The organism is Kitasatospora sp. YST-16 (assembly GCF_026802215.1).
Taxonomy (GTDB): Bacteria; Actinomycetota; Actinomycetes; order Streptomycetales; family Streptomycetaceae; genus Kitasatospora; species Kitasatospora cineracea.
In genome coordinates this window covers 3,628,742-3,648,968 of sequence record NZ_CP113837.1, presented here as the reverse complement: position 1 = coordinate 3,648,968, position 20,227 = coordinate 3,628,742, and the positions used below count along the sequence as shown (strand labels likewise).

At 74.3% G+C, this 20,227-nt stretch carries 15 protein-coding genes and 1 pseudogene; 5 read left to right on the top strand and 11 right to left on the bottom strand.

Translation table 11 applies throughout. From position 1 onward, the window contains the following. Positions 1–36 precede the first annotated feature (36 nt). From OU787_RS16680 to hisC, 6 genes and pseudogenes are all read right to left on the bottom strand, one after another. Positions 37–660: a DUF5666 domain-containing protein gene (locus OU787_RS16680; RefSeq protein ID WP_268659816.1), complete on the bottom strand. Its 624-nt coding sequence runs from the start codon at positions 658–660 to the stop codon at positions 37–39. Positions 661–672: 12 nt separating this feature from the next. Then, complete coding sequence (locus tag OU787_RS16675) at positions 673–1,875, bottom strand: ABC transporter permease (protein WP_107066519.1); 1,203 nt, start codon at positions 1,873–1,875, stop codon at positions 673–675. Continuing rightward, positions 1,872–2,651, bottom strand: coding sequence for an ABC transporter ATP-binding protein (locus OU787_RS16670; RefSeq protein WP_268659815.1), 780 nt, complete (start codon positions 2,649–2,651; stop codon positions 1,872–1,874). Before OU787_RS16670 ends, OU787_RS16675 begins: the two co-directional genes overlap by 4 nt. Next, positions 2,651–4,030 carry an efflux RND transporter periplasmic adaptor subunit gene (locus OU787_RS16665; protein ID WP_268659814.1) on the bottom strand — a complete coding sequence of 460 codons (1,380 nt, stop codon included), beginning with the start codon at positions 4,028–4,030 and terminating at the stop codon, positions 2,651–2,653. The genes OU787_RS16670 and OU787_RS16665 overlap by 1 nt, the downstream gene beginning before the upstream one ends. A gap of 171 nt (positions 4,031–4,201) precedes the next feature. Next, a pseudogene (locus tag OU787_RS16660) lies at positions 4,202–5,502 on the bottom strand (RNA-guided endonuclease InsQ/TnpB family protein). A gap of 94 nt (positions 5,503–5,596) precedes the next feature. Then, positions 5,597–6,673 carry a histidinol-phosphate transaminase gene (gene hisC / locus OU787_RS16655; RefSeq protein WP_268659813.1) on the bottom strand — a complete coding sequence of 359 codons (1,077 nt, stop codon included), beginning with the start codon at positions 6,671–6,673 and terminating at the stop codon, positions 5,597–5,599. A gap of 287 nt (positions 6,674–6,960) precedes the next feature. On the opposite strand from hisC, the gene OU787_RS16650 reads away from it, so the two are divergent. The 3 genes from OU787_RS16650 to OU787_RS16640 all read left to right on the top strand — a co-directional run bounded on the left by OU787_RS16650 (position 6,961) and on the right by OU787_RS16640 (position 10,465). After that, complete coding sequence (locus tag OU787_RS16650) at positions 6,961–8,118, top strand: LacI family DNA-binding transcriptional regulator (RefSeq protein ID WP_030459554.1); 1,158 nt, start codon at positions 6,961–6,963, stop codon at positions 8,116–8,118. 178 nt (positions 8,119–8,296) lie between these two features. Beyond that, complete coding sequence (locus tag OU787_RS16645) at positions 8,297–9,445, top strand: metallophosphoesterase (RefSeq protein ID WP_268659812.1); 1,149 nt, start codon at positions 8,297–8,299, stop codon at positions 9,443–9,445. 156 nt (positions 9,446–9,601) lie between these two features. Then, entirely contained in the window at positions 9,602–10,465 is an 864-nt protein-coding gene (locus tag OU787_RS16640; protein WP_268659811.1) for a hypothetical protein, read from the top strand. Positions 10,466–10,713: 248 nt separating this feature from the next. On the opposite strand, the gene OU787_RS16635 is transcribed toward OU787_RS16640, so the two are convergent. After that, on the bottom strand, positions 10,714–12,102 hold the full coding sequence (locus OU787_RS16635; protein WP_268659810.1) for an MFS transporter: 1,389 nt from the start codon (positions 12,100–12,102) through the stop codon (positions 10,714–10,716). 121 nt (positions 12,103–12,223) lie between these two features. Between OU787_RS16635 and OU787_RS16630 the strand changes: the two genes are divergently transcribed. After that, positions 12,224–13,219 (top strand): Lrp/AsnC family transcriptional regulator, encoded by a 996-nt coding sequence (locus tag OU787_RS16630; protein WP_030459558.1) that lies wholly within the window; start codon positions 12,224–12,226, stop codon positions 13,217–13,219. A gap of 63 nt (positions 13,220–13,282) precedes the next feature. Here OU787_RS16630 and OU787_RS16625 read toward each other — a convergent pair whose 3' ends face one another. Together OU787_RS16625 and OU787_RS16620 are read right to left on the bottom strand one after the other, a co-directional pair. After that, the gene (locus tag OU787_RS16625; protein ID WP_268659809.1) at positions 13,283–14,497 is read right to left on the bottom strand and encodes a M20 metallopeptidase family protein; all 1,215 of its coding nucleotides are present in this window, start codon (positions 14,495–14,497) and stop codon (positions 13,283–13,285) included. Positions 14,498–14,582: 85 nt separating this feature from the next. Next, positions 14,583–14,729, bottom strand: a complete 147-nt coding sequence (locus tag OU787_RS16620; RefSeq protein WP_268659808.1) for a hypothetical protein — start codon at positions 14,727–14,729, stop codon at positions 14,583–14,585. A 6-nt stretch (positions 14,730–14,735) separates the two neighbouring features. Between OU787_RS16620 and OU787_RS16615 the strand changes: the two genes are divergently transcribed. Next, entirely contained in the window at positions 14,736–14,999 is a 264-nt protein-coding gene (locus tag OU787_RS16615) for a SecDF P1 head subdomain-containing protein (protein ID WP_268659807.1), read from the top strand. Between the two features lie 156 nt (positions 15,000–15,155). Here the strand turns inward: OU787_RS16615 and OU787_RS16610 are convergent, their stop codons facing one another. Then, complete coding sequence (locus OU787_RS16610) at positions 15,156–17,504, bottom strand: PKD domain-containing protein (RefSeq protein WP_268659806.1); 2,349 nt, start codon at positions 17,502–17,504, stop codon at positions 15,156–15,158. A 260-nt stretch (positions 17,505–17,764) separates the two neighbouring features. Next, positions 17,765–20,173 carry a PKD domain-containing protein gene (locus OU787_RS16605; RefSeq protein ID WP_268659805.1) on the bottom strand — a complete coding sequence of 803 codons (2,409 nt, stop codon included), beginning with the start codon at positions 20,171–20,173 and terminating at the stop codon, positions 17,765–17,767. Positions 20,174–20,227: the final 54 nt, after the last annotated feature.

The following is a 20,227-nucleotide window of genomic DNA, read 5'->3' as shown; positions in this document are numbered from 1 at the left end:
GTACGTCGCCGCATCCTGCGGGCCGGGCTCATCCGGTCATCCGCTCGTACCCGAACCGGTACCGGCGCCGCCCCCGGTGCCGCCGCCGTTGCCGCCGCGGCCGCCGAAGCCGCCTGCGGCGTTGCCCTCGGTGAGCTGGGTGGCGTTGTAGGAGCCGTCCTCGGCCTTGCTGCCCAGCACGGTGACGGTCTGGCCGGGCTGGAGGTCGCCGACCTTGCCCTCCTTGGTGGTGGTGACCTTGGTGGAGTCGCCGGTGGTGATCTTGACGGTGGTGCCGTTGGCCTCGGTCAGGTAGACGGTGCTGCCGTCCACCGACTTCACGGTGCCGCGGGTGAAGCCGCCCGCCGCGCCGCCGGGGGCCTGGCCGTTGCCGGTGCCGCCGTTCTGGCCGCCGCCGAAGCCGCCGTAGCCGCCGCGGCCGGTGCCGCCGGTGCCGCCGGGGAACCGCCCGTTCGTGGCGCTCGCCCGGTTGCCGGTGCCGGTGCTGGTGCCGTTGTCCTTCTGGTACCAGACGCCGCCCGCGAACGAGAGCACCGCGACGACGCAGCCGGCCAGTACCAGGGTCGGCCAGGGGAGCTTGCGGCGCGGTGGCGCGGCCAGCTCGGCGGTGATGTCGCGGGCGTCCGGCGCGGTGGCCAGCAGCTCCTGGTCGTCAGACACGGGGGTCTCCTTCTACTCGTGCCGGAGGGCGTCGATCGGGCGCAGCGAGGCGGCCCGGTTGGCGGGGTAGCTGCCGAAGAACAGGCCGATGGCGACGGCGATGGCGAACGCGCCGAGCACCGACTCGGGGATGACCACCGGCTTGATGCCGACCACCGAGAAGTGCGAGCCGACGATGCCGGCCAGCACGCCGAGCCCGGCGCCGACCACCGACAGCAGGGTGGACTCGGCGAGGAACTGGCCGAGGATGACGGCGCGGGGCGCGCCGAGCGCCTTGCGGATGCCGATCTCCCTGGTCCGCTCGGTGACGGTGACCAGCATGATGTTGGTGATGCCGATGCCGCCGACCAGCAGCGAGATCGCGGCGACCGCGCCGAGTAGGACGGTGAAGGTCTTGGTGGTGGACTCGCGGGCGGTCAGCAGCGAGGTCTGGTTGCTGATCCGGAAGTCGACCTTGGTGGCGTCCTTGAGGGCGTGGGTGCCCATCAGGATCCGGGTGATGTCGGCCTGCGCCTCGGTGGTGGCCTCGGCGGAGGACGCCTGCACCAGGATCTGGTTGACCGAGCCGAAGCCGGTGAACGCGTTCTGCACGGTCGGCAGCGGGGCGATCACCACGTCGTCGGGGTCGTTGAAGCCGGTGGAGCCCTTGGTCTTCAGCACGCCGGTCACGGTGAACGGGGTGCCGCCGATGGTGATCCTCTTGCCGACCGGGTCCTCGGCGGCGAACAGTTCCTTGGCGGTGGTCGCGCCGAGCACCGCGACCTTGCGGGAGTTCAGCACGTCGTCGGCGGAGAAGTAGTCGCCCTTGTCGACCTTCAGGTTGGCGGTCTCGAAGTAGGCGGGGTAGGTGCCGACGATCTGCCCGGGCTGGTACGAGATGTTCCCGTACAGCGCGGTGCCGCTGGTGGTGACCACCGGGGCGACCGACTTGACGGCCGGGGCGTCGGTGGCCGAGGCGAGCGCCTTGGCGTCCTCGACGGTGAGTTTCTTGGCGGCGGTGGCCGAGCCGCGCGAGGCGGAGGAGGAGACGGTCAGCGAGTTGGTGCCGAGCGAGGTGATCGACTCCTTGACCGCCACCGAGGAGCCGTTGCCGACCGCGAGCAGCAGGATCACCGAGGCCACGCCGATCAGCACGCCGAGCATGGTCAGCGCGGAGCGGACCTTGTTGGCGGCTAGGCCGCCGACCGCGAAGCGGAGCATCTGCCAGGCGATCACGCGACCACCCCCGCGGCGGCGGCCAGGGCGGGCGGCGGCCCGTCGGCCGGGGCCTGCCGGACGTCGGAGACGACCGCGCCGTCGACCAGCCGGACGACCCGCTTGGCGTGCAGCGCGACCTCGTCCTCGTGGGTGATCACCACCACGGTGCGGCCGCGCGCGTTGAGTCCGTCGATGATGCCCAGCACCTCCTCGGTGGAGCGGCTGTCGAGGTTGCCGGTGGGCTCGTCGGCGAGCAGCATCGCGGGCGCGGTGACCAGCGCCCGGGCCACCGCGACGCGCTGCTGCTGGCCGCCGGAGAGCTGGTTGGGCTTGTGCCCGGCCCGGTCGGCCAGGCCGACCAGGCTGAGCGCGGCCAGCGCCCGGCGGCGCCGCTCGGCGGCCCGCACGCCCGCGTAGGCGAGCGGCAGTTCGACCTGGGCCAGCGCGGTGGTGCGGGGCACCAGGTTGAAGGACTGGAACACGAAGCCGATCTTGCGGTTGCGGACCAGCGCGAGCTGGCCCTCGTCCAGGTGGCCGACGTCGGTGCCGTCCAGCAGGTAGCGGCCGGAGCTGGGCACGTCCAGGCAGCCCAGGATGTTCATCAGGGTCGACTTGCCGGAGCCGGAGGAGCCCATCACCGCGACGTAGTCGCCCTCCGCGATGTCCAGGTCGACGCCGAGCGGCTCGCCGCCGCCGGTCACCGGCCCGCGCAGGGCGTGCACGACGGCGTCGCCGTGGCCGTACGACTTGGTGACCTTGCGGATCTGGATCACCGGGGGCTTGGCGGTGCGCATCAGCGGGTGCCTCCGCCGCCGCCGCTGCGGGAGCCGCCGGTCCCGCCGCCGAAGCCGCCCGTGCCGCCGCCGAAGCCGCCGGCGCCGCCGTTCAGGCCGGGGAACTGGCCGGACGGGAAGCCGTTGCCGGTGCCCGCGGTGGTGGAGGTCAGCTCGACCTTCTCGCCCTCGGTCAGGCCGTCGGTGACCTGCACGGTGCTGTCGCCCTCGATGCCGACGGCGACCTGCACCCGTTCGGTGGAGCCGTCGTCGTGCACCACGGTGGCGGTGCGGGTGCTGCCGGTGCCCTGGAGGGCCGCGGTGGGCACCGACAGGGCGTTCTCGGCGGAGCCGGTGGTCACCGAGATGGTGGCGCTCAGGCCGGTGCGCAGGGCGGAGGTGTCGCCGCCGATCTGCAGCGTCGCGCCGTACTGCACGGCGCCGTTGGTGGAGCTGGAGGGCAGCGAGGAGACCGACAGCACGGTGGCGTCCAACTTGGTGTCGGACTGCGCGTTCAGCGTGACGGTGGCCGCCTGGCCCTTCTTCAGCTTGAGCGAGTCCAGCTCGGAGAAGTTCGCGGTGACCTCCATCCCGGCCGGGTTGGTCAGCACGATGAAGCCGGTCGGGGTGCTGCTCGAACTTCCGCTGCTGGTACCGGACTTGGCGCCGGACGAGCCGGAGGAGCCGCCGGCGGAGGAGGACGAGCCGGCGGAGCCGGTGCCGGAGACGCTCTCGCCGACCTTGCCGGTGATCGAGGCGACGGTGCCGTCGGTGGTGGCGGTGAGCGTGGTGCCGGCCAGCGCGTCCTTGGCGTTGGCGAGCGTCGCCTCGGCGTTGTCGACCTGCTGCTGGGCGGAGGCCACCTGCGCCTGGTCGATCTTGACGGTGGTCGTGGTGGTCGGCTGCGGGGTGCTCTGGGCGCCCGCGCCGCTGCCGCTGCCGCTGCCGCTGCGGCCGGAGTTCGAGGAGCCGGAGCCGGCCGTGCCGGGCACCGTGGTGGTGACCGTCTCGCCCGCCTCGGCCTTGGTCAGGTTGGCCTCGGCCGTGTTGAGCGCGGACTGCGCCTGGTCGACCTGCTGCTGGGCGGCGGCGGTGTCGACGGTGGCGAGCACCTGGCCCTTCTTCACCGCGTCGCCGACCGCGACCTTCACCGCGGTGAGCCGGCCGCCGGTGGTGAAGTCCTGCGCGGCGTCGGACGGCGAGAACAGCGTGCCCGATCCGGACACGGTGGCCTGGACCGTCCCCTTGGCGACCGTGGCGGTCCTGACCTTGGAACCGGTGGCGGCCTTGCTGGTGCCGCTGTCCAGGGTGGTGTACGCCAGCGCGGCCCCGCCGAGCAGGGCCACGCCGAGCGCGGAGTTGACGAGGACGGCCCCACGCCGTCGCGGAAGCACCTTCATGGCGCAGAAGCATCGCCGGGCGCTCTTGCTCCGCTCTGTGCGGATCCTGAACGCCCACTGGGACCAGCGATCCGGACAAATCCCCGCGCACCGACCGCCCCCGGACCGACCCCCTACCGGCCGACCACCAGCCCTTGACCCTGCTCCCAGAAACCTCCCAGCAAAGTCCCGTCACGGCTTCACGCGGGCCCGCGACCGGCACCGCGCGCCGTGGGCGACTTGCCCTCGTACTTGTATTGACCCCCACCCGGGGTGGTCGAACCTCCCCGGGTTCCCTGCCGCGGTCGGGCGACCGCCTCGGTGGGTTCCTGCTTCGCCGCACCATGCGGGCCGAACGCCCGTCTCGTCGGTGCTCCACAGGCCGACACGGCCAGCCCGGCCGCCGTCGCGATGTTCCGGGCCGCATTCACGTCCCGGTCGTGGTGGACCCCGCAGGCCGGGCACGTCCAGGCACGGACCCGGAGCGGTTTGCGGCCGTCCCGCACCCCGCACGCCGAACAGACCTGGGATGTCGGCGCGAAGCGGTCGATCCGCACCAGGGTCCGACCGAACTTGCGGGCCTTGTACTCCAGCATCCGCACGAACGCCGACCAGCCCGCGTCATACACCGACTTCGCGAGCCACGTCCGGGCCAGCGCTCCCACCGCGAGGTCCTCGACCGCGACCGTTTGGTTCTCACGGATCAGCGCGGTCGACACCTGATGGTGGAAGTCCCGTCGCCTGTCCGCGACGCGCACGTGCTCACGGGCCACGCGTCCGCGGGCCTTCTCCCGGTTCCTCGACCCGGGCTGCTTCCTGGCCAGCGCCCGCTGGGCCCGGCGCAGTCGTTTCTCCGCACGCCGAAGGAAGCGCGGAGCACTGATCGCGGTTCCGTCGGACAGCACCGCGAAGTGGTGCAGGCCGAGATCGACCCCCACCGCCGAGTCCGTCCGTTCCGACCGTCCCGGCTCCACCTCCACCACGAAGGAGGCGAAGCAGCGTCCGGCCGCGTCCTGGACGACCGTCACGGAGGAAGGAGCAGAGGGGAGCCGACGGGACCACTTCACCTTCAGATCGCCGACCTTCGGCAGCCGCAACCGCCCGCCGTCCGTGATCGCCCATCCCGCGTTGTTGGTGAACCGGATGGACTGCCGGCTGTCGCGGCGGCGCCTCAGGCGCGGGGCCCCGAAGCGCGGCCCGCCCGCGGCGAGCCCGGCGAAAAACGCCCGGTAGGCAGCGTCCAGGTCTCGTAGCGCCTGCTGGAGGACCACTGCGGAGACCTCCCGGAGCCAGGCGCGTTCGGGCGTCCGCTTGGCTTCCGTGAGCCGCCTGGACAACTCCGCCGCGCTCGGCACCGGCGCTCCGGCGGCACGTGCGTCCTCCCGGGCCCGGAGCCCGTCGTTGAACACCACCCGAGCACAACCGAAGGCCCTTGCCAGCGCGGCCCGTTGCGCCCCCGTCGGATACAGGCGGAACGCATACCTGAGCTGCACGTCCCGGAGGATAACCGGAGCCGAGCGGGTAAGGGACGAAACCGGGGGCGCACAACCGTGTTGCGCGCCCCCGGAGTTGGTACCCGGTACCGGCTCAGAGCTCCTTGCGGAACGCCTCGGCCGCCGCCAGGAACAGGTCGTTGCCCTTGACCTCGCCGATCGAGACCCGGACGCCCTCGCCGGCGAACGGGCGGACCACCACGCCGGCCTCGGCGCAGGCGGCGGCGAAGTCCAGGGTGCGCTCGCCCAGGCGCAGCCAGACGAAGTTGGCCTCGGAGTCGACGACCGTCCAGCCCTGGGCGCGCAGGGCGGCGGTGACCCGGGTGCGTTCGGCGACCAGGGCCTCGACCCGCTCCAGCAGGGCCGTCTCGGCGCGCAGCGAGGCGACCGCGGCGTCCTGGGCGAGCTGGCTGACGCCGAACGGGACGGCGGTCTTGCGCAGCGCGTCGGCGACCGGCTCGTGGGCGATCGCGAAGCCGACCCGCAGGCCGGCCAGGCCGTACGCCTTGGAGAAGGTGCGCAGCACGCAGACGTTGGGGCGGTCGCGGTAGAGCTCGATGCCGTCGGGGACGTCGGCGTCGCGGATGAACTCGCGGTAGGCCTCGTCCAGCACGACCAGGACGTGCGCGGGGACGGCGTCCAGGAAGCGGACCAGTTCCTCGCGGTGGAGGGCCGCGCCGGTCGGGTTGTTGGGGTTGCAGACGAAGATCAGCCGGGTGCGGTCGGTGATCGCGGCGAGCATCGCGTCGAGGTCGTGGGCCTCGTCGGCGGTCAGCGGGACGGGCACGGGGGTGGCGCCGGCGACCTGGGTGATGATCGGGTACGCCTCGAAGGAGCGCCAGGCGAAGATCACCTCCTCGCCGGGGCTGGCCGCGGAGAGCACCAGGGACTGGGCGACGCCGACCGAGCCGGTGCCGGTGGCGACGTGCTCGGCGGGGACGCCGAAGCGGGCGGCGAGTTCGGCGGTCAGGCCGCTGACCGCCATGTCGGGGTAGCGGTTGAAGGCGCCCGCGGCGGCGATCGCGGCTTCCAGCACGCCGGGCAGCGGCGGGTAGGGGTTCTCGTTGGAGGAGAGCTTGAAGGCGTCGGCTCCGGCGGGCTTGCCCGGCTTGTAGCTGGGGATGCCGTCCAGGCTGGGCCGCAGGCGGGGGCCGTGTTCGCGCTGAACCACGGGGTTCTCCGTTTCTCGTTACTCGGCGGTGGCGCCGTTCCGCCCCCGGTCGGGTGCCGTGAACGATACCGACCGCCCTCACCCGTGCGGGTGAGATGCTCGTCCGGGTTACGGGTGCAGTTCGGCCATTCTGCCGGGTTCCTTTGGCACATGTCAGAGGTATCGGGGCCGGAAAACCGCGGGGTTCGAAGGGGGGCCGCCGGAGCCGTTCATGGAGAAACGTATCTCCGACGTCCTGTAGCGAACCGGTCACGGACCGCCGCCGTGCGCCATACGATCGGTCCGCCATGACAGCAGCAGCCAACCAGAACGGTCGACGGGCCACCGCGTCCCGGCGCCTGGAGCGGGCCGGCATCCGGGACGTCGCGGCGGCCGCCGGCGTGTCCATCACCACCGTCTCGGACGCCCTGAACGGCAAGGGCCGACTCCCCGACGAGACCCGCAGCCGGGTCCGCGAGGTCGCCGAGCGCCTCGGCTACCGGCCGTCCGCGGCCGCCCGCACCCTGCGCACCGGGCGGTCCGGCCTGATCGGACTGACCGTCACCACGTACGGCGAAGAGCCGTTCACCTTCACCGAGTTCGCCTACTTCGCCGAGATGGCCCGGGCCGCCACCAGTGCCGCGCTGGGCCGCGGCTACGCCCTGGTGGTCCTGCCCGCCTCCTCCCGGCACGACGTGTGGAGCAACATCGCGCTCGACGGCACGGTGGTGATCGACCCGCCCGACCAGGACCCGCTGGTCACCGAGCTGTACCGGTCCGGGGTGCCGGTGGTCTCCGATGGGAAACCGGGCAACTGCCCGGTCACCGCCTGGGTCGACAACGACCACGAGGCCGCCGTGCTGGGCATCCTGGAGCACCTGAGCGAGGCCGGCGCCCGCCGGATCGGCCTGCTCACCGGCACCTCCACCGACACCTACACCCGGCTCTCCACCGAGGCGTACCTGGCCTGGTGCGACCGGGTCGGCCAGGAGCCGGTCTACGAGGCGTACCCGGCGCACGACCCGGCCGCCGGGGCGGTGGCCGCCGACCGGCTGCTGGCCCGCCCGGACCGCCCGGACGCGGTCTACGGCCTGTTCGACCCGAACGGCACCGACCTGCTGGCCGCCGCCCGCCGGTACGGGCTGCGGGTACCGGACGACCTGCTGCTGGTGTGCTGCAGCGAGTCCGACGTGTACGCCAACACCGAACCCCCCATCACCACGCTGTCGCTGAAGCCCCGTCGGATCGGCACCACCGTGGTCAACCTGCTGATCGACGCGATCGAGGGGGTCGACGCCGGCACCGGCACCGCCCCCGGCCGGCTCTTCCCGCCGCGCTACCGCACGGCCGGCACCGGCCCGCCGCCCGGCACCCTGATGCCCACCGAGCTGATCGTCCGGGCCTCCTCGCAGCGCCGCAGCCCGCGCACCACCGTCAGCCCGCCCCGGCCGCCCGGCGAGGTGTAGCCGCACCGCCCGGCCGGCCCGTCGCCGACCCGCCCCGCCCGCCACTGGTCGAGACCACCGCGAAACGGTGCAGACCGGGCGGTGCGGCGGCCCGCGCGGGGCGGGCCGGGCGGTGCGGCGGAAATCGGATACCGACCAGGTGAGGACGACGGGAGACTGCGCTTCCTATGATGGGCGAATGACACCCGAGGACCTCTTCCGCGAACCCGAGCACCCGCACTCGGGCCCCCGCCCCCGCCAGGACCTCGACGTGCTCCCGCAAGGCTCCTACTTCGAACCGGCCGCACCCGTCGGCTACCCGTACGAGGAGACCCACAGCACCTTCGGCGGCGCCCGCTACCTGGAGCAGCACTGGGCCCCCGCAGGCCAGTTCGGCACCGAGGCGGCCCCCGCCCCCGGGCACTACGCGCCCACCGGGCAGGCCCCGCACGAGGACCCGCCGACCATCGAGCTCGGCCCGCCGATCGAGACCCAGCCGGTCGAGGTGCACTTCCCGTACCCGCAGCCCGAGCCCGGCGAGGGCCCCGGCCCGCTGTTCGTCATCGGCGACGTGCACGGCTACCTCGACGAACTGCTCGCCGCCCTCCACCAGCAGGGCCTGATCGACACCGAAGGCCACTGGTCGGCCGGCCGCTCCCGGGTCTGGTTCCTCGGCGACTTCACCGACCGCGGCCCCGACGGCATCGGCGTGATCGACCTGGTCATGCAGCTCGCCGCCGAGGCCGCCGCGGCCGGCGGCTACTGCCGCGCCCTGATGGGCAACCACGAACTGCTCTTCCTCGGCGCCTCCCGCTACGGCGACGAGGCCGTCCAGTCCACCGCCGGCACCGCCTCCTTCCTCGCCGCCTGGCGCCTCAACGGCGGCCAGCAGCACGACCTGGAGCGCCTGCAGCCGCACCACATCAGCTGGCTGTCCCGGCTGCCCGCGATGGCCCTGGAGGACGGCCACCTGCTGCTGCACTCCGACACCACCGCGTACCTCGAGTACGGCGAGACCATCGCCGACGTCAACGACGCCGTGCACGCCCTGCTCGCCGACGAGGGCATCGACGAGTGGTGGGACGCCTTCCGCAAGTTCACCAAGCGCTTCGCCTTCCGCGGCCAGGCCGGCACCATGGCCGCCCAGGAACTGCTCGCCGTGTACGGCGGCTACCGGGTCGTCCACGGCCACAGCCCGATCCCGTACCTCACCGGCGACCAGCCCGAGGACGGCACCCCGCCGCACGTCCCCGGCCCGTACATCTACGCCGACGAGCTGGCCATCGCCATGGACGGCGGCGTGACCATGGACGGCCGCCTGCTGGTCGCCCGGCTGCCACTGAACTGACCCCCGCCGGAACACCCCCGCACTGAACGGCAACTGCACCGCAGCGCAAGGGAACTGAGCGTCCGGAAGTTCCGGAAAGAGACTGTCGGCCCGCTCCCGGCCGCCCCTACCATCGAGGCCACAGACCCTCCGTCGACCTCGCGGAACGGGGCACCCATGAGCAACCCCCCGCGCCTGCTCGCCGAGGACCGCGCCGACTTCGCACGCCTGCTCGACGAAGCACTGCGCGACACCGGCGTCCGACAGGCCCTCGCCGAACCCGGCGCCCACCTCACCGCCGAACAGCTCCACACCAAGGCGCTCGCCGACGCCGACACCGTGGCCGCACCGGCCGCCCCCGAGTACGCGCACTACCTGGCGCTGCGCACCGCGCTCGCCGAGCACCCGGGCAGCACCCCGCCCGCCGGGGCCGGGCTGTTCCCCGTCCTCACCGTGCTCACCCCCGTCCTGGCCGGCGCCGCCGGACTCGTCCTGCTGCTGCTCGGCTGGCTGCTGCGGGCCGCCGCGCCCGACCTCGCGCTCGGCCGCTCCACCGTCACCGCCGGCGTGCTGGCGCTGGCCGTCGCCGCCGGCGCCCTGCTGGTCGGCGGCGCCGGACTCGTCCTCACCGCGCTGCGCGACGCCGCCACCACCCCCGGCCACGCCGACCCGCAGCAGCACGCCGACCTCGCCGAGGCCCGCACCGCCTGGCGCACCGCGCTGCGCGAACGCGCCCTGCTGCCCTGGCTGCACGCCAACCTGGCCGCCGCCCCCGCGATCGCCCCGCTGCCGGCCGCCCGCACCGCCCCGCCCGACCTGCACAGCCCCGGCTACAGCCGCGCCGCGTACTCCTCCCCCGGCTTCAGCAGCCCCGGCGCCGAGGGCCTGACCGACAGCCAGGGCCACCCCCGCCCGGCCGAGTTCACCGGCCCCGGCTACTCCTCCCCCGACTTCACCAGCCCCGGCCCCGAGGGCCTCACCGACGACCACGGCCACCCCCGCCCCGAGGGCCCGGGCTTCACCGGCCCCAACGAGGTCTGACCCCCGGGGCCGACACACGTTCCGCCCCGGAGGCAGCGACGGCCGCCAGGGCGGAGCGGGCCGGCGCCGGAGCGGCCGGCCGCGGGCCCCGCCAGGGGGCGGCACGGGAACCACGCCGGGCGGACCTCCCGCACCCGCGCCCGGTCCGTCACCGCCGCGCCGCAGCCGACCGCACAGCGTCCACCCGTTACCGCCGGGGCAGTTGACGTACCGCCGAGGCCCGCCGGCAGCAGGACGGTCCGGGCCGCTCAGCGGCGCGGCCGCAGGGCCAGCGCCACCGGCACGCCCAGCGCGCACAGCACCGCGCAGCCCGTCCAGACCAGGGTGTACGCGGTGGCGGAGGGGACGTCGGGCCGCAGCAGCAGGTGGTCCAGCACGGCGGCCGCGACCACGCCCGCCGCCGCGCCCGCCAGCGACTTCAGGGTGTTGTAGACGCCCGTCCCGATGCCGGTCTGGTCGGCGGGCAGCCGCCGCATCAGCAGGGCCGGCAGCAGGCTCAGCCCCAGCCCGGCCCCGTACCCGGCCAGCGCGCCGCCCAGGGCGAACTGCCAGGCCGCCGCGTGCCCGAGCGCGATCGTCCCGTAGCCCGCCGCGCACAGCGCGAACCCGGCCCCGAGCACCGCCGGGACGTCGTGGCGCCGGGTCAGCCGGTGCGCCGTCACCGCGCCCAGCGTCGCCGCCGCTGTCTGCGGCAGCACCAGCAGCCCCAGCACCAGCGGCACCGCGCCCAGCCCGTAGCCGGTCTCCGCGGGCTTCGCCGCCTCGAACGCCAGCGTCGGCCCCTGCGCCCCGTACAGCGCGCAGCCCAGCAGGAAGCTCAGCCCGAACACCGGCGCGGTGGCCCGGCGGGCCAGCAGCCGGACGTCCACCATCGGCTCGGCCGCCCGCAGTTCCTGCCGGACGAACAGCGCCAGCAGCAGCGCCCCCGCCGCCAGCAGCGGCAGCGTCACCGCGCCCGGCAGCACCCCGCTCGCGCCCAGGCCGGACAGCAGCAGGGTCAGGCCCAGCGAGAGCAGGACCGCGCCCGCCCAGTCGGTCCGACCCGCCGCCCGGGTCTCCGACTCCGGGACCAGCCACCACACCACCGGCAGCGCCAGCACCGGCAGGACGGCCAGCGCCCACAGCAGCGGGCGGGTGGCCGCCGGGTCCGCGCCCAGGCCGCCGACCGCGAGCGCGCCCAGCGTGGAGCCCACCGTCAGCGCGCCGACCAGCAGCCCGACCGCCCGGCCGCCGCGCTCCTCGCCGAGGCGGTCGCGCAGCACGGCGAACTCCAGCGGCAGCCAGCACGCCAGGAACCCGGACAGCGCCCGCCCGGCCAGCAGCACCGGCAGGTCCGGGGCCAGCGCGGTGACCGCGAAGCCCAGCAGGGTCAGCAGCACGGTGGCCCGCAGCAGCCGGCGGTGCCCGTACAGGTCGCCCAGCCGGGAGGTCAGCGGCACCGCGACGCCCGACACCAGGAACTCGACGCCCAGCGCCAGGCTCAGGTCGGAGGCCCGCAGGTCCAGGTGCTCGCCGAGCCGGGGCAGCAGGATCGGGAACCCGCCCTGCAGCACCCCGCTGGCGAACTCCACCAGCGCCAGCAGCGGGACGGCGGACAGCGCGGGACGGGTGGGCGAGGGGACGGCGGCGACGGTCATCGGCGGTTCCGTGGGGGTGCGGAGGGCGGTGGGGGTGGCGGCAAGGATGGCTAACCTGGAGGCCACCGCACCGCCCACGCACGAATCCGTTCCTGCGGCCGACCCCGCGCAAGGATCAGCCATGATCGACGAACTCGACCTGGCGCTCGTCGACGCCCTCCGGGTCGACCCGCGCGCCCCCTGGTCCCGGCTGGCCGCCCCGCTGGGCGTCGACCCGGCCACCCTGTCCCGCCGCTGGGCCCGGCTCACCGCGAACGGCGACGCCTGGGTCACCTGCTACCCCTCCGCCGACCGGATCGGCCGCGGCCTCACCGCGCTGGTCCAGGTCGACTGCCCCGCCGACCGGGTCACCGGCGTCGCCGCGGCCTTGGCCCGGCACCCGCAGGCCGCCAGCATCGAACTCGTCACCGGCGACGCCGACCTGCTGCTCACCGTCGCCGCCTACGACCACGCCGCCCTCACCGCCTACCTGCTGGACCGGCTCGGCACCGTCCCCGGCGTGCTGCGCACCCGCACCACGCTGGTCGAGCGCACCGTGGCCGAGGGCAGCCGGTTCAGCAACGGGGCGCTGGACGCCGAGCAGCGCCGCGCGATCGCCGCGCCCCCGCCCGGCACGGCCCGCCCGGTCGCCGACCGCCGGGTCGAGGAGGACCTCGCGCTGATCCGGGCGCTCGGCGCGGACGGCCGGATGCCCTACGCCGCACTCGCCGCCCGCACCGGCCTGCCCGCCACCACCGTCCGCCGCCGCCTCGCCGAACTGCGCGACTCCGGCCGGGCGGTGCTGCGCTGCGACGCCTCCCCCCGGGTCACCGGGCACCCGGTCGGCGCGATGCTCTGGCTCGACGTCCCGCCCGCCGCGCTGCCCGACACCGCCCGCCGCCTCACCGCCCTCCCGCAGACCCGGATGTGCGCGGTCACCGTCGGCCCGGCGAACCTCGCCCTCTACCTGGTCGCCCCGCAACTGCCCGACCTGCGCCGGATCGAGCAGGACCTCGCCCAGCACCACCCGGCGATCCGGGTGCACGACCGCCACGTCACGCTGCGCACCCTCAAACTGGTCGGCCACCTGCTCACCCCGGACGGCCGCCGGACGGACTACGTCCCGATCGAGCCCTGACCGCGCCCCGCCCGGGGCCTCGGCCCAGCCGGCCGAGCGCCTCAGCCCAGCCTGCCGAGCGCCTCAGCCCAGCCTGCCGAGGGCCAGCGCCGCCAGCAGGGCCGCCGCGTCGCCGAGGACGCCGTCGTCGAAGCGGGCCCCGGCGGAGTGGTTGTACGGGGCGGTGAACGGGTCGGTGTCCGGCGGGCAGGCGCCGACCATGACGTACGCGGCGGGGACGTGCTCGGCCAGCACGCCGAAGTCCTCGGAGCCGGCCAGCGGGCGCGGCATCTCGATGTAGCGGTCCTCGCCCAGCAGTTGACGGACCGTCCGCTCCGCGTGGGCGGCCTCGGCGGGGTCGTTGACCGTCACCGGGTAGCCGTGCTCGACCACCGCGTCGACCCGGCAGCCGTGCGCCTCGCCGACGCCGCGGACCACCCGGACCGCCTCGGCGAGCACCCGTTCCCGGGCGGCGGGGGAGAAGGAGCGGACGGTCGCCTCGAAGACCGCCTCGTCGGGGATGACGTTCGCCGCGGTGCCCGCGTGGAAGGTGCCGACGGTCAGCACCACCGGGTCGAAGGCGTCGAAGCGGCGGGTGACCATGGTCTGCAGGGCGAGGACGGCCTCGCAGGCGGCGGGCACCGGATCGGTGGCCAGGTGCGGGCTGGAGCCGTGGCCGCCGCGGCCGCGGACCACCACCCGCAGGGTGTCGGAGGCCGCCATGATCGGCCCGGGCCGCCCGGCCACGTAGCCGGCCGGCAGCAGCGCGGCGCCGACGTGCAGGGCGTACGCGGCGGAGACCCGTTCGCCGGCCGCGTCCAGGACGCCGTCCTCGACCATCAGGGCCGCGCCGCCGCCGCCCTCCTCGCCGGGCTGGAACATGAACACCACGCTGCCCGCCAACTGCTCGCGGCGGGCGGCGAGCAGCCGGGCCGCGCCGACCAGCGCGGCGGTGTGCAGGTCGTGGCCGCAGGCGTGCATCGTGCCGGGGTTCTCGGAGGCGTACGGCAGGCCGGTGTCCTCCTGCACGGGCAGGCCGTCGAGGTCGGCGCGGAGCAGCACGGCCGGGCCGGGGAGGGCGCCGCGCAGCACGGCGGTGACCGAGGAGAGCCGCTCGCCGAGGGTGACCTCCAGCGGGAGGCCGTCCAGGGCGGCGAGGATCCGGGCCCGGGTGCGGGGGAGGTGGAGCCCGAGCTCGGGGTCGCGGTGCAGGGCGCGCCGCAGTTCGACGAGTCCGGGCTGCAGCGCGGCGGCGGCGCGGCGGAGTTCGTCGAGCGGGGGGTGAACGTCGGCCGACATGGGTGCGCCTCCTGGGTGGACGGGGAGCGGACGGTTCCCCGGCATCCTCACCCCGCGGCGGCCCGGCCCGGCCCCGGTGCACGGATCAGGCGGGACGGGCGGGTGCCGCGCACGGATCTTCCGGCGGCGGCCCGGGCGGCGCGGCGGCCAGCAGGGCGGCGGCGATCGCCCGGGCCTCGGCGGCGGGCGCGGGGGTGCCCTCGCGCAGCGCGGTGACGGTCGCACCGTCCATCAGCAGGTGCAGCTGAACTTCACCCCCGCCGGGACGACCGCCTTCGCCGACCTCACCGGCCGGATCGCCGTCCTCGACTCCCCCGCCAACCAACTCGCCGTCGTCCTGGACGGCGCGGTCCTCTCCCACCCCGCCGTCCAGCAGGCCATCACCGGCGGCGGGGCCGTCATCACCGGCTCCTTCGACGCCGACGAGGCCAAGCGGCTCGCCGCCCAACTCGCCACCCCCGCCCTGCCCGCCGACCTCCACCCCGTCACCCCGTCACCCTGACCCCGGCCGCCGCCCGCTCGTACGCGGTCCGGACCGGGAAGCCGGGGTGCCGCCGACCGTGACCGGGCCGCGCTCCCGCAGCACGGGGGCGGGCCCGCGACCGGAGGAGGTCGCGGGCCCGCCCCCGTGCTCGCTGCTCGGCCGGCAGCCCGGCGGTCAGTAGAGCTGGTTGATGTAGTCCTGCTTGCCCACGTAGGCGTTGGTCAGCCAGAACGTGGCGTTGCTGGGAACGTACACGCCGTGGGTCGCGCGGCCCGCGTTCATCCAGTCACCGACGATCGGGAGCAGGCCGTTCACGCCGTAGGAGGCGGTGGAGATGCTGCCGTCGTCGTGGCGCAGCGCGAAGACACCGAAGTTCTGGCGGAAGACGCCCATCTGGGTGTGGCCGACGCCGTCCCAGTCGCCGACCACCGGGATGTCGCCCGAGTCGCCGAGCGACACGGTCGACACACTGCCGTCGTCGTGGCGCACCGCGAACGTGTGGGTGCTCGGGCGGTAGATCGCCAGCTGCGCGTGCCCGTTGTGGTCCCAGTACCCCGGCACCGGAACGTCACCCGCAGCGCCGAACGACACCGCGGTCGCGTTCCCGCTCTCGTGCCGCAGCGCGAACACCCCCTGCCGGTAGATCCCCAGCTGGTCGTGCCCCACCCCGTCCCAGTCCGCGACCGCCGGCAGGTCACCGGCCTGGCCGAACCCGACCTTGCTGACGTCGGCCACCCCGCCCATGCCGGTGCTGCGGAGTGCCCAGGATCCCTTGTTGAACATGCCGTTGGCCGCGGCCCGCCCGCTCACCCACCTGCCCGCGATCGGCACGTCGCCGGGGACGGCGAAGTTGATCTGGACCCTGGAGTCCGCGGTCGCCGTGCGGCCGTGGTCGTCGGTCAGGGTCAGGGTGGCGGGGTACTGGCCGGGGGCCGCGTAGTCGTGCGGGACCGAGCCCGGGGCGTTCGGGCCAGAGCTCACGACGGCGGGGGTGCCGTCGCCGAAGTCGAAGCGGTAGGTCGCCGGCCACGGGCTCGACGAGTTGCCCGTCGTGGCGCTCACGTGGGCCGGAGAACCGGGGGTCTGGTAGACCCACAGGTCGGCCTTGAGCGGGCCGACCGGCTGGATGGTCACCGTCGTGGTGGCCTGCCTGGTGGTGCCACCGCTGTCGACCGCGGTCAGCGTGAGGGTGTAGGTGCCGGGCCCGCCGTAGGCGTGCGCGAGCGGGAACGAGGACGTGCTCACCGGAACGCTGCTGCCGTCGCCGAACTCCAGGGTCGCGGTGGCGGGAGCCCAGGGCGCCGAGATGCTACCGCTGATGCTCGCGTCCAGCGGGTGTCCCGCCTGGGTGCCGGGGCTCGCCGAGAGCGAGACCTTCAGGGGGCTCTGGTACTCGATCGCGCCGCGGTCGACGTATCCGGACCCGGTGCCGGTGTTGGGCTCGTTCGGGTTGTCGACGCGCGGGTTCCCGTAGAGGTCGGTGTCCAGCCGACCGGGCGCGTCCGCGTCCGCCGAGTCCATCGCGGTCGTGTCGGCGGTGGGGGTGAGGTTCTCCCCGGCCGATCCGAGCAGGTCGAACTTCGGGTCGACCGCCAGGTCGTGGGCCCCTTGGCCGGTGGCCGCGCGGAACGCCGTCGGGGAGGCGTACCCGGTGCCGCCCCACGAGTAGGCCGTGCCGCCCTCCGCGGGGCGGACCACGTTGTAGTCGGCCTTGGTGCCGGACGTCGACCCGGCCGAGACCGAGAGGTCCACCTCGTGGTCCGAGTCGGCGCAGTACGCCAGCGTGTTCGAGACGATGATGTTGTTCTCGACCGTTGAGCCGGAGGAGTTCCCGGCCAGCGTGATGCCGCCCCCGCAGTTCTCCGCGATCGAGTTGCCGGTCACCACCGTTCCCGGGGCGTCGGTGACGGTGACCGCTCCGGCCATGTTCGCGGTGAACACGTTGGTGGTGATGACGGTGCCCGCCACGCCGGCGTCCACGGCGACACCGGCGGTGCCGCTGCCCCCGAAGTCGTTGCGGCTGATCGTCGTACCGGTGGTCCGGCCGGTGAGGCGTACCGCCGGGGTGGCGGTCGAGGTGGGCGTCGGCTTCGCCCCCGCCCAGAGGAAGACGTTGCCGTCGAGCGCGATGCGGTCGGAGTCCGTGGCGAGCACGGCCTCCTGGGCTGTCATGAAGTGCAGGTCCTGGATGGCGATGTCGTGGACGCCGGACGCCACGAAAGCGTGCGGGGTGTCCTGGGAGCCGGTCGCGTCGCCGTTGACCCCCACGCTGGTGAGCCGGTTGGTGCCCCTCAGGGCGCCGACGAAGGTGATCGGCTGGCCCGGGGCACCCGAGTGCTTCAGGGTGACCTGCTCGGGGTAGTAGCCAGCCGTGATCCGGACGGTCTGGCCCGGCTGCGCCACGTCGGCTGCGGCCTGGACGGTGCAGAAGGGCTGGGCCTGGGTGCCCGGCCCGGAGTCCGAGCAGTGCGCGGACGAGTTCTGGTTGACGTAGAGCGTGCTCGGGTCGGCGTGCGCGGCCACTGCCGGAACGACGCCACCGACGACGACTGAGCTCACGACGGCGGCTGCGAGGCCCGCGTGACGACGGATGGGCAAGGTTCTGATCCCCCCACGGTGAAGTCCGAGCGCGGCGGCCACCCCAAGGGCGGAGGGCCTGGTGAATCGATCACCCGCTCGGTGCGTCGAACAGTATCCACGAGGCCCCACCCGCCCGCCTCGGGGTTTCCCGAACCGTGCGACGGGGCCTCCGGAGGGCGGGCACCGCCCGCCCTCCGGAGGTGTCAGTAGAGCTTCGTGACGGAGTCCGGCTGACCCGCGTAGGCGTTGCGGAGTGCGTACGTGGTCATGCCCCGGCGGAAGATGCCGTAGCTGCTCCGGCCCTTGCCGAGCCAGTCGCCGACGACCGGCTGGTCCCCGATCGCGCCGTAGGAGGAGGCGGAGAGGCTGCCGTTGTCGTGGCGCAGCGCGAAGGTGTTGTCGCCGGGCCGGTAGATGCCCATCTGGGTGTGGCCGACGCCGTCCCAGTCACCGACCAGCGGGACGTCCCAGGGGTTGCCGAGTGCTGCGGTCGACACGCTGCCGTCGTCGTGCCGGACGACGAAGGTGCTGATGCTCGGACGGTAGATCGCCAGCTGCGCGTGCCCGTTATGGTCCCAGTACCCCGGCACCGGAACGTCACCGGGGGCACCGAACGGCACCGAGGTCACGCTCCCGCTCTCGTGCCGCAGCGCGAACACCCCCTGCCGGTAGATCCCCAGCTGGTCGTGCCCCGCCCCGTCCCAGTCCGCGACTGTCGGCAGGTCACCGGCCTGCCCCAGCCAGACCGTCGTCATCGTGGCCGGGCCAGCGGTGTTGCTGTCCCGCAGCACCCACTGGCCGCTGTTGAACATGCCTACCGTCGACGGCCGGCCCTTGGCCCACTTGCCCGCGACCGGCAGGTCGCCCGGCAGGTCCCCGTTGAGCTGCACCTGCGTGGTGCCGGTCGCCGTGCGGCCCCGGCTGTCGGTGGCCTGCAACGAGACGGTGTACAGGCCGCGCCCCGGGTAGTCGTGCAGGAGCTGGCGCGGGTTCTGGGGTCCGACCGACACCGGCGTGCCGTCCCCCAGGTCCAGTCGGTACGAGGTGACCGGCCACAGGCTGGAGGCACTCCCGCCGACCATCATCTGGTACGGGTGGCCCGGAGCGACGTAGGGGATCGTCCCGACGCTCGCGGTCATCGGCGGGACCTTGACGTCGAGGCCGTAGGTGGACTTCTTGGTGAGGCCCAGGCTGTCGGTCGCGGTGAGGGTGACGATGTAGTTGCCGGGGGCGTCGTAGACGTGCCTGAGCGGGAACCTGAAGCCGTCCAGCGGTCCCGACATGCTCTTGCCGTCACCGAAGTCCAGGGTTCCGGTCGGCGAGGGCGCCCAGGGCGAGCTGGACGTCATGCCGATGCCGATCTCCAGCGGCTGGTTCGGATTGCCCGTCAGGTAGGCGTCGACCTGCACGGTGAACGGGTCCTGGACCTCCACCGCACCGATGTCGTCGTGGCCGTCGCCGGTGCCCTTGTCGGGGACGGTCGGGTCGTCGACCCGGGGCCGGCCGTAGACGTCGGTGGACAGCCGGCCGGGTGCCAGGGCGTCGGCCGCGTCGGCCACGGCCCAGTCACAGGTCGGGGCGAACGGGACGAAGACGGAGTCGAAGCACGGCTCGGTGCCGCCGTCGTGGGCCCCCTGCCCGGTCGCGGCGGTGAACGTGCTGCCGTAGGCCGTACCGCCCCACAGGTAGGGCGGGTACCCGGCCGTGACGACCACGTTGTAGTCGGCCTTGGTACCGGCGGTCGAACCCGCCGAGACCGCGATGGCCACCGGGTGGACGCCGGCCTCGCAGCTCATGGTGGCCGGGTCCGCCGTGACGAGGTTGTTCTCGACGGTCGCACCGGAGGAGGCGCCGTCGAGCTCGATGCCGTTGCGGCAGTGGTCCGCGACGGTGTTGCCGGTGACGACGGTGCCGGGCGCGTCGGTGACCGAGATCCCGCCCGCGTGGCTGCCGTTGACGATGTTCGTGGTGACGACGGTGCCGGCCACCCCGGCGTCGACCGCCACCCCGAAGGTGCCGGCCCCGTCGAAGCGGTTGCGGCTGACCGTCGCGGCGGTGGTGCCGGCGGCCAGTCGGACCGCCGGTGAGACGGGGAGGCCGGCCCCGCCGCCCACCCCGGTGAAGAGGTTCCCGTCGATGGTGACGCGGTCGGAACCGGAGACCAGGACCGCTTCCTGCGCCGTGTTGAAGTCGAGGTTCCTGATGGTGATGTCGTGCACGCCGTTGACCACGAACGCGTGCGGCCGGATCCGGCCGGACGCCCCGGACAGCGACGCCCCGACCCGGACGCTCCGGCCGGCGCTCGCGGGCGACCCCGCGAACACGATCGGGTTCCCGGGGGTCCCCGAGCGGGTCAGGACGACCTGCTCGTCGTAGGCCGTCCCGCCGAGCAGCACGGTCTGGCCGGGCTGCACGACATCGGCGGCGGCCTGCACGGTGCAGAACGGCAGGGCCTGCGTCCCCGCACCGGCGTCCGAACAGCGGACGCCGGACGCGTTGTCGACGTACAGCGCGCCGACCTCGGCGTGCGCGACCGAGACCGGCAGGGCGGCCCCGACGACGGCCGCGCCCGCGAGTGCGGCGGCCAGGACGGTACTGCGACGAACAGGCATCTCCACGGCCCCCAGGCTCGGAATGTGGCGCCGCTCCGTGAATCGGATGATCAC

Coding starts and splice junctions, on each gene's coding strand:
- OU787_RS16625 (WP_268659809.1), bottom strand. CDS start 14,497: ATGTCGGCCGACGTTCACCCCCCGCTCGACGAACTCCGCCGCGCCGCC.
- OU787_RS16630 (WP_030459558.1), top strand. CDS start 12,224: ATGATCGACGAACTCGACCTGGCGCTCGTCGACGCCCTCCGGGTCGAC.
- OU787_RS16635 (WP_268659810.1), bottom strand. CDS start 12,102: ATGACCGTCGCCGCCGTCCCCTCGCCCACCCGTCCCGCGCTGTCCGCC.
- OU787_RS16645 (WP_268659812.1), top strand. CDS start 8,297: ATGACACCCGAGGACCTCTTCCGCGAACCCGAGCACCCGCACTCGGGC.
- OU787_RS16605 (WP_268659805.1), bottom strand. CDS start 20,173: ATGCCTGTTCGTCGCAGTACCGTCCTGGCCGCCGCACTCGCGGGCGCG.
- OU787_RS16620 (WP_268659808.1), bottom strand. CDS start 14,729: ATGGACGGTGCGACCGTCACCGCGCTGCGCGAGGGCACCCCCGCGCCC.
- OU787_RS16650 (WP_030459554.1), top strand. CDS start 6,961: ATGACAGCAGCAGCCAACCAGAACGGTCGACGGGCCACCGCGTCCCGG.
- OU787_RS16670 (WP_268659815.1), bottom strand. CDS start 2,651: ATGCGCACCGCCAAGCCCCCGGTGATCCAGATCCGCAAGGTCACCAAG.
- OU787_RS16640 (WP_268659811.1), top strand. CDS start 9,602: ATGAGCAACCCCCCGCGCCTGCTCGCCGAGGACCGCGCCGACTTCGCA.
- OU787_RS16665 (WP_268659814.1), bottom strand. CDS start 4,030: ATGAAGGTGCTTCCGCGACGGCGTGGGGCCGTCCTCGTCAACTCCGCG.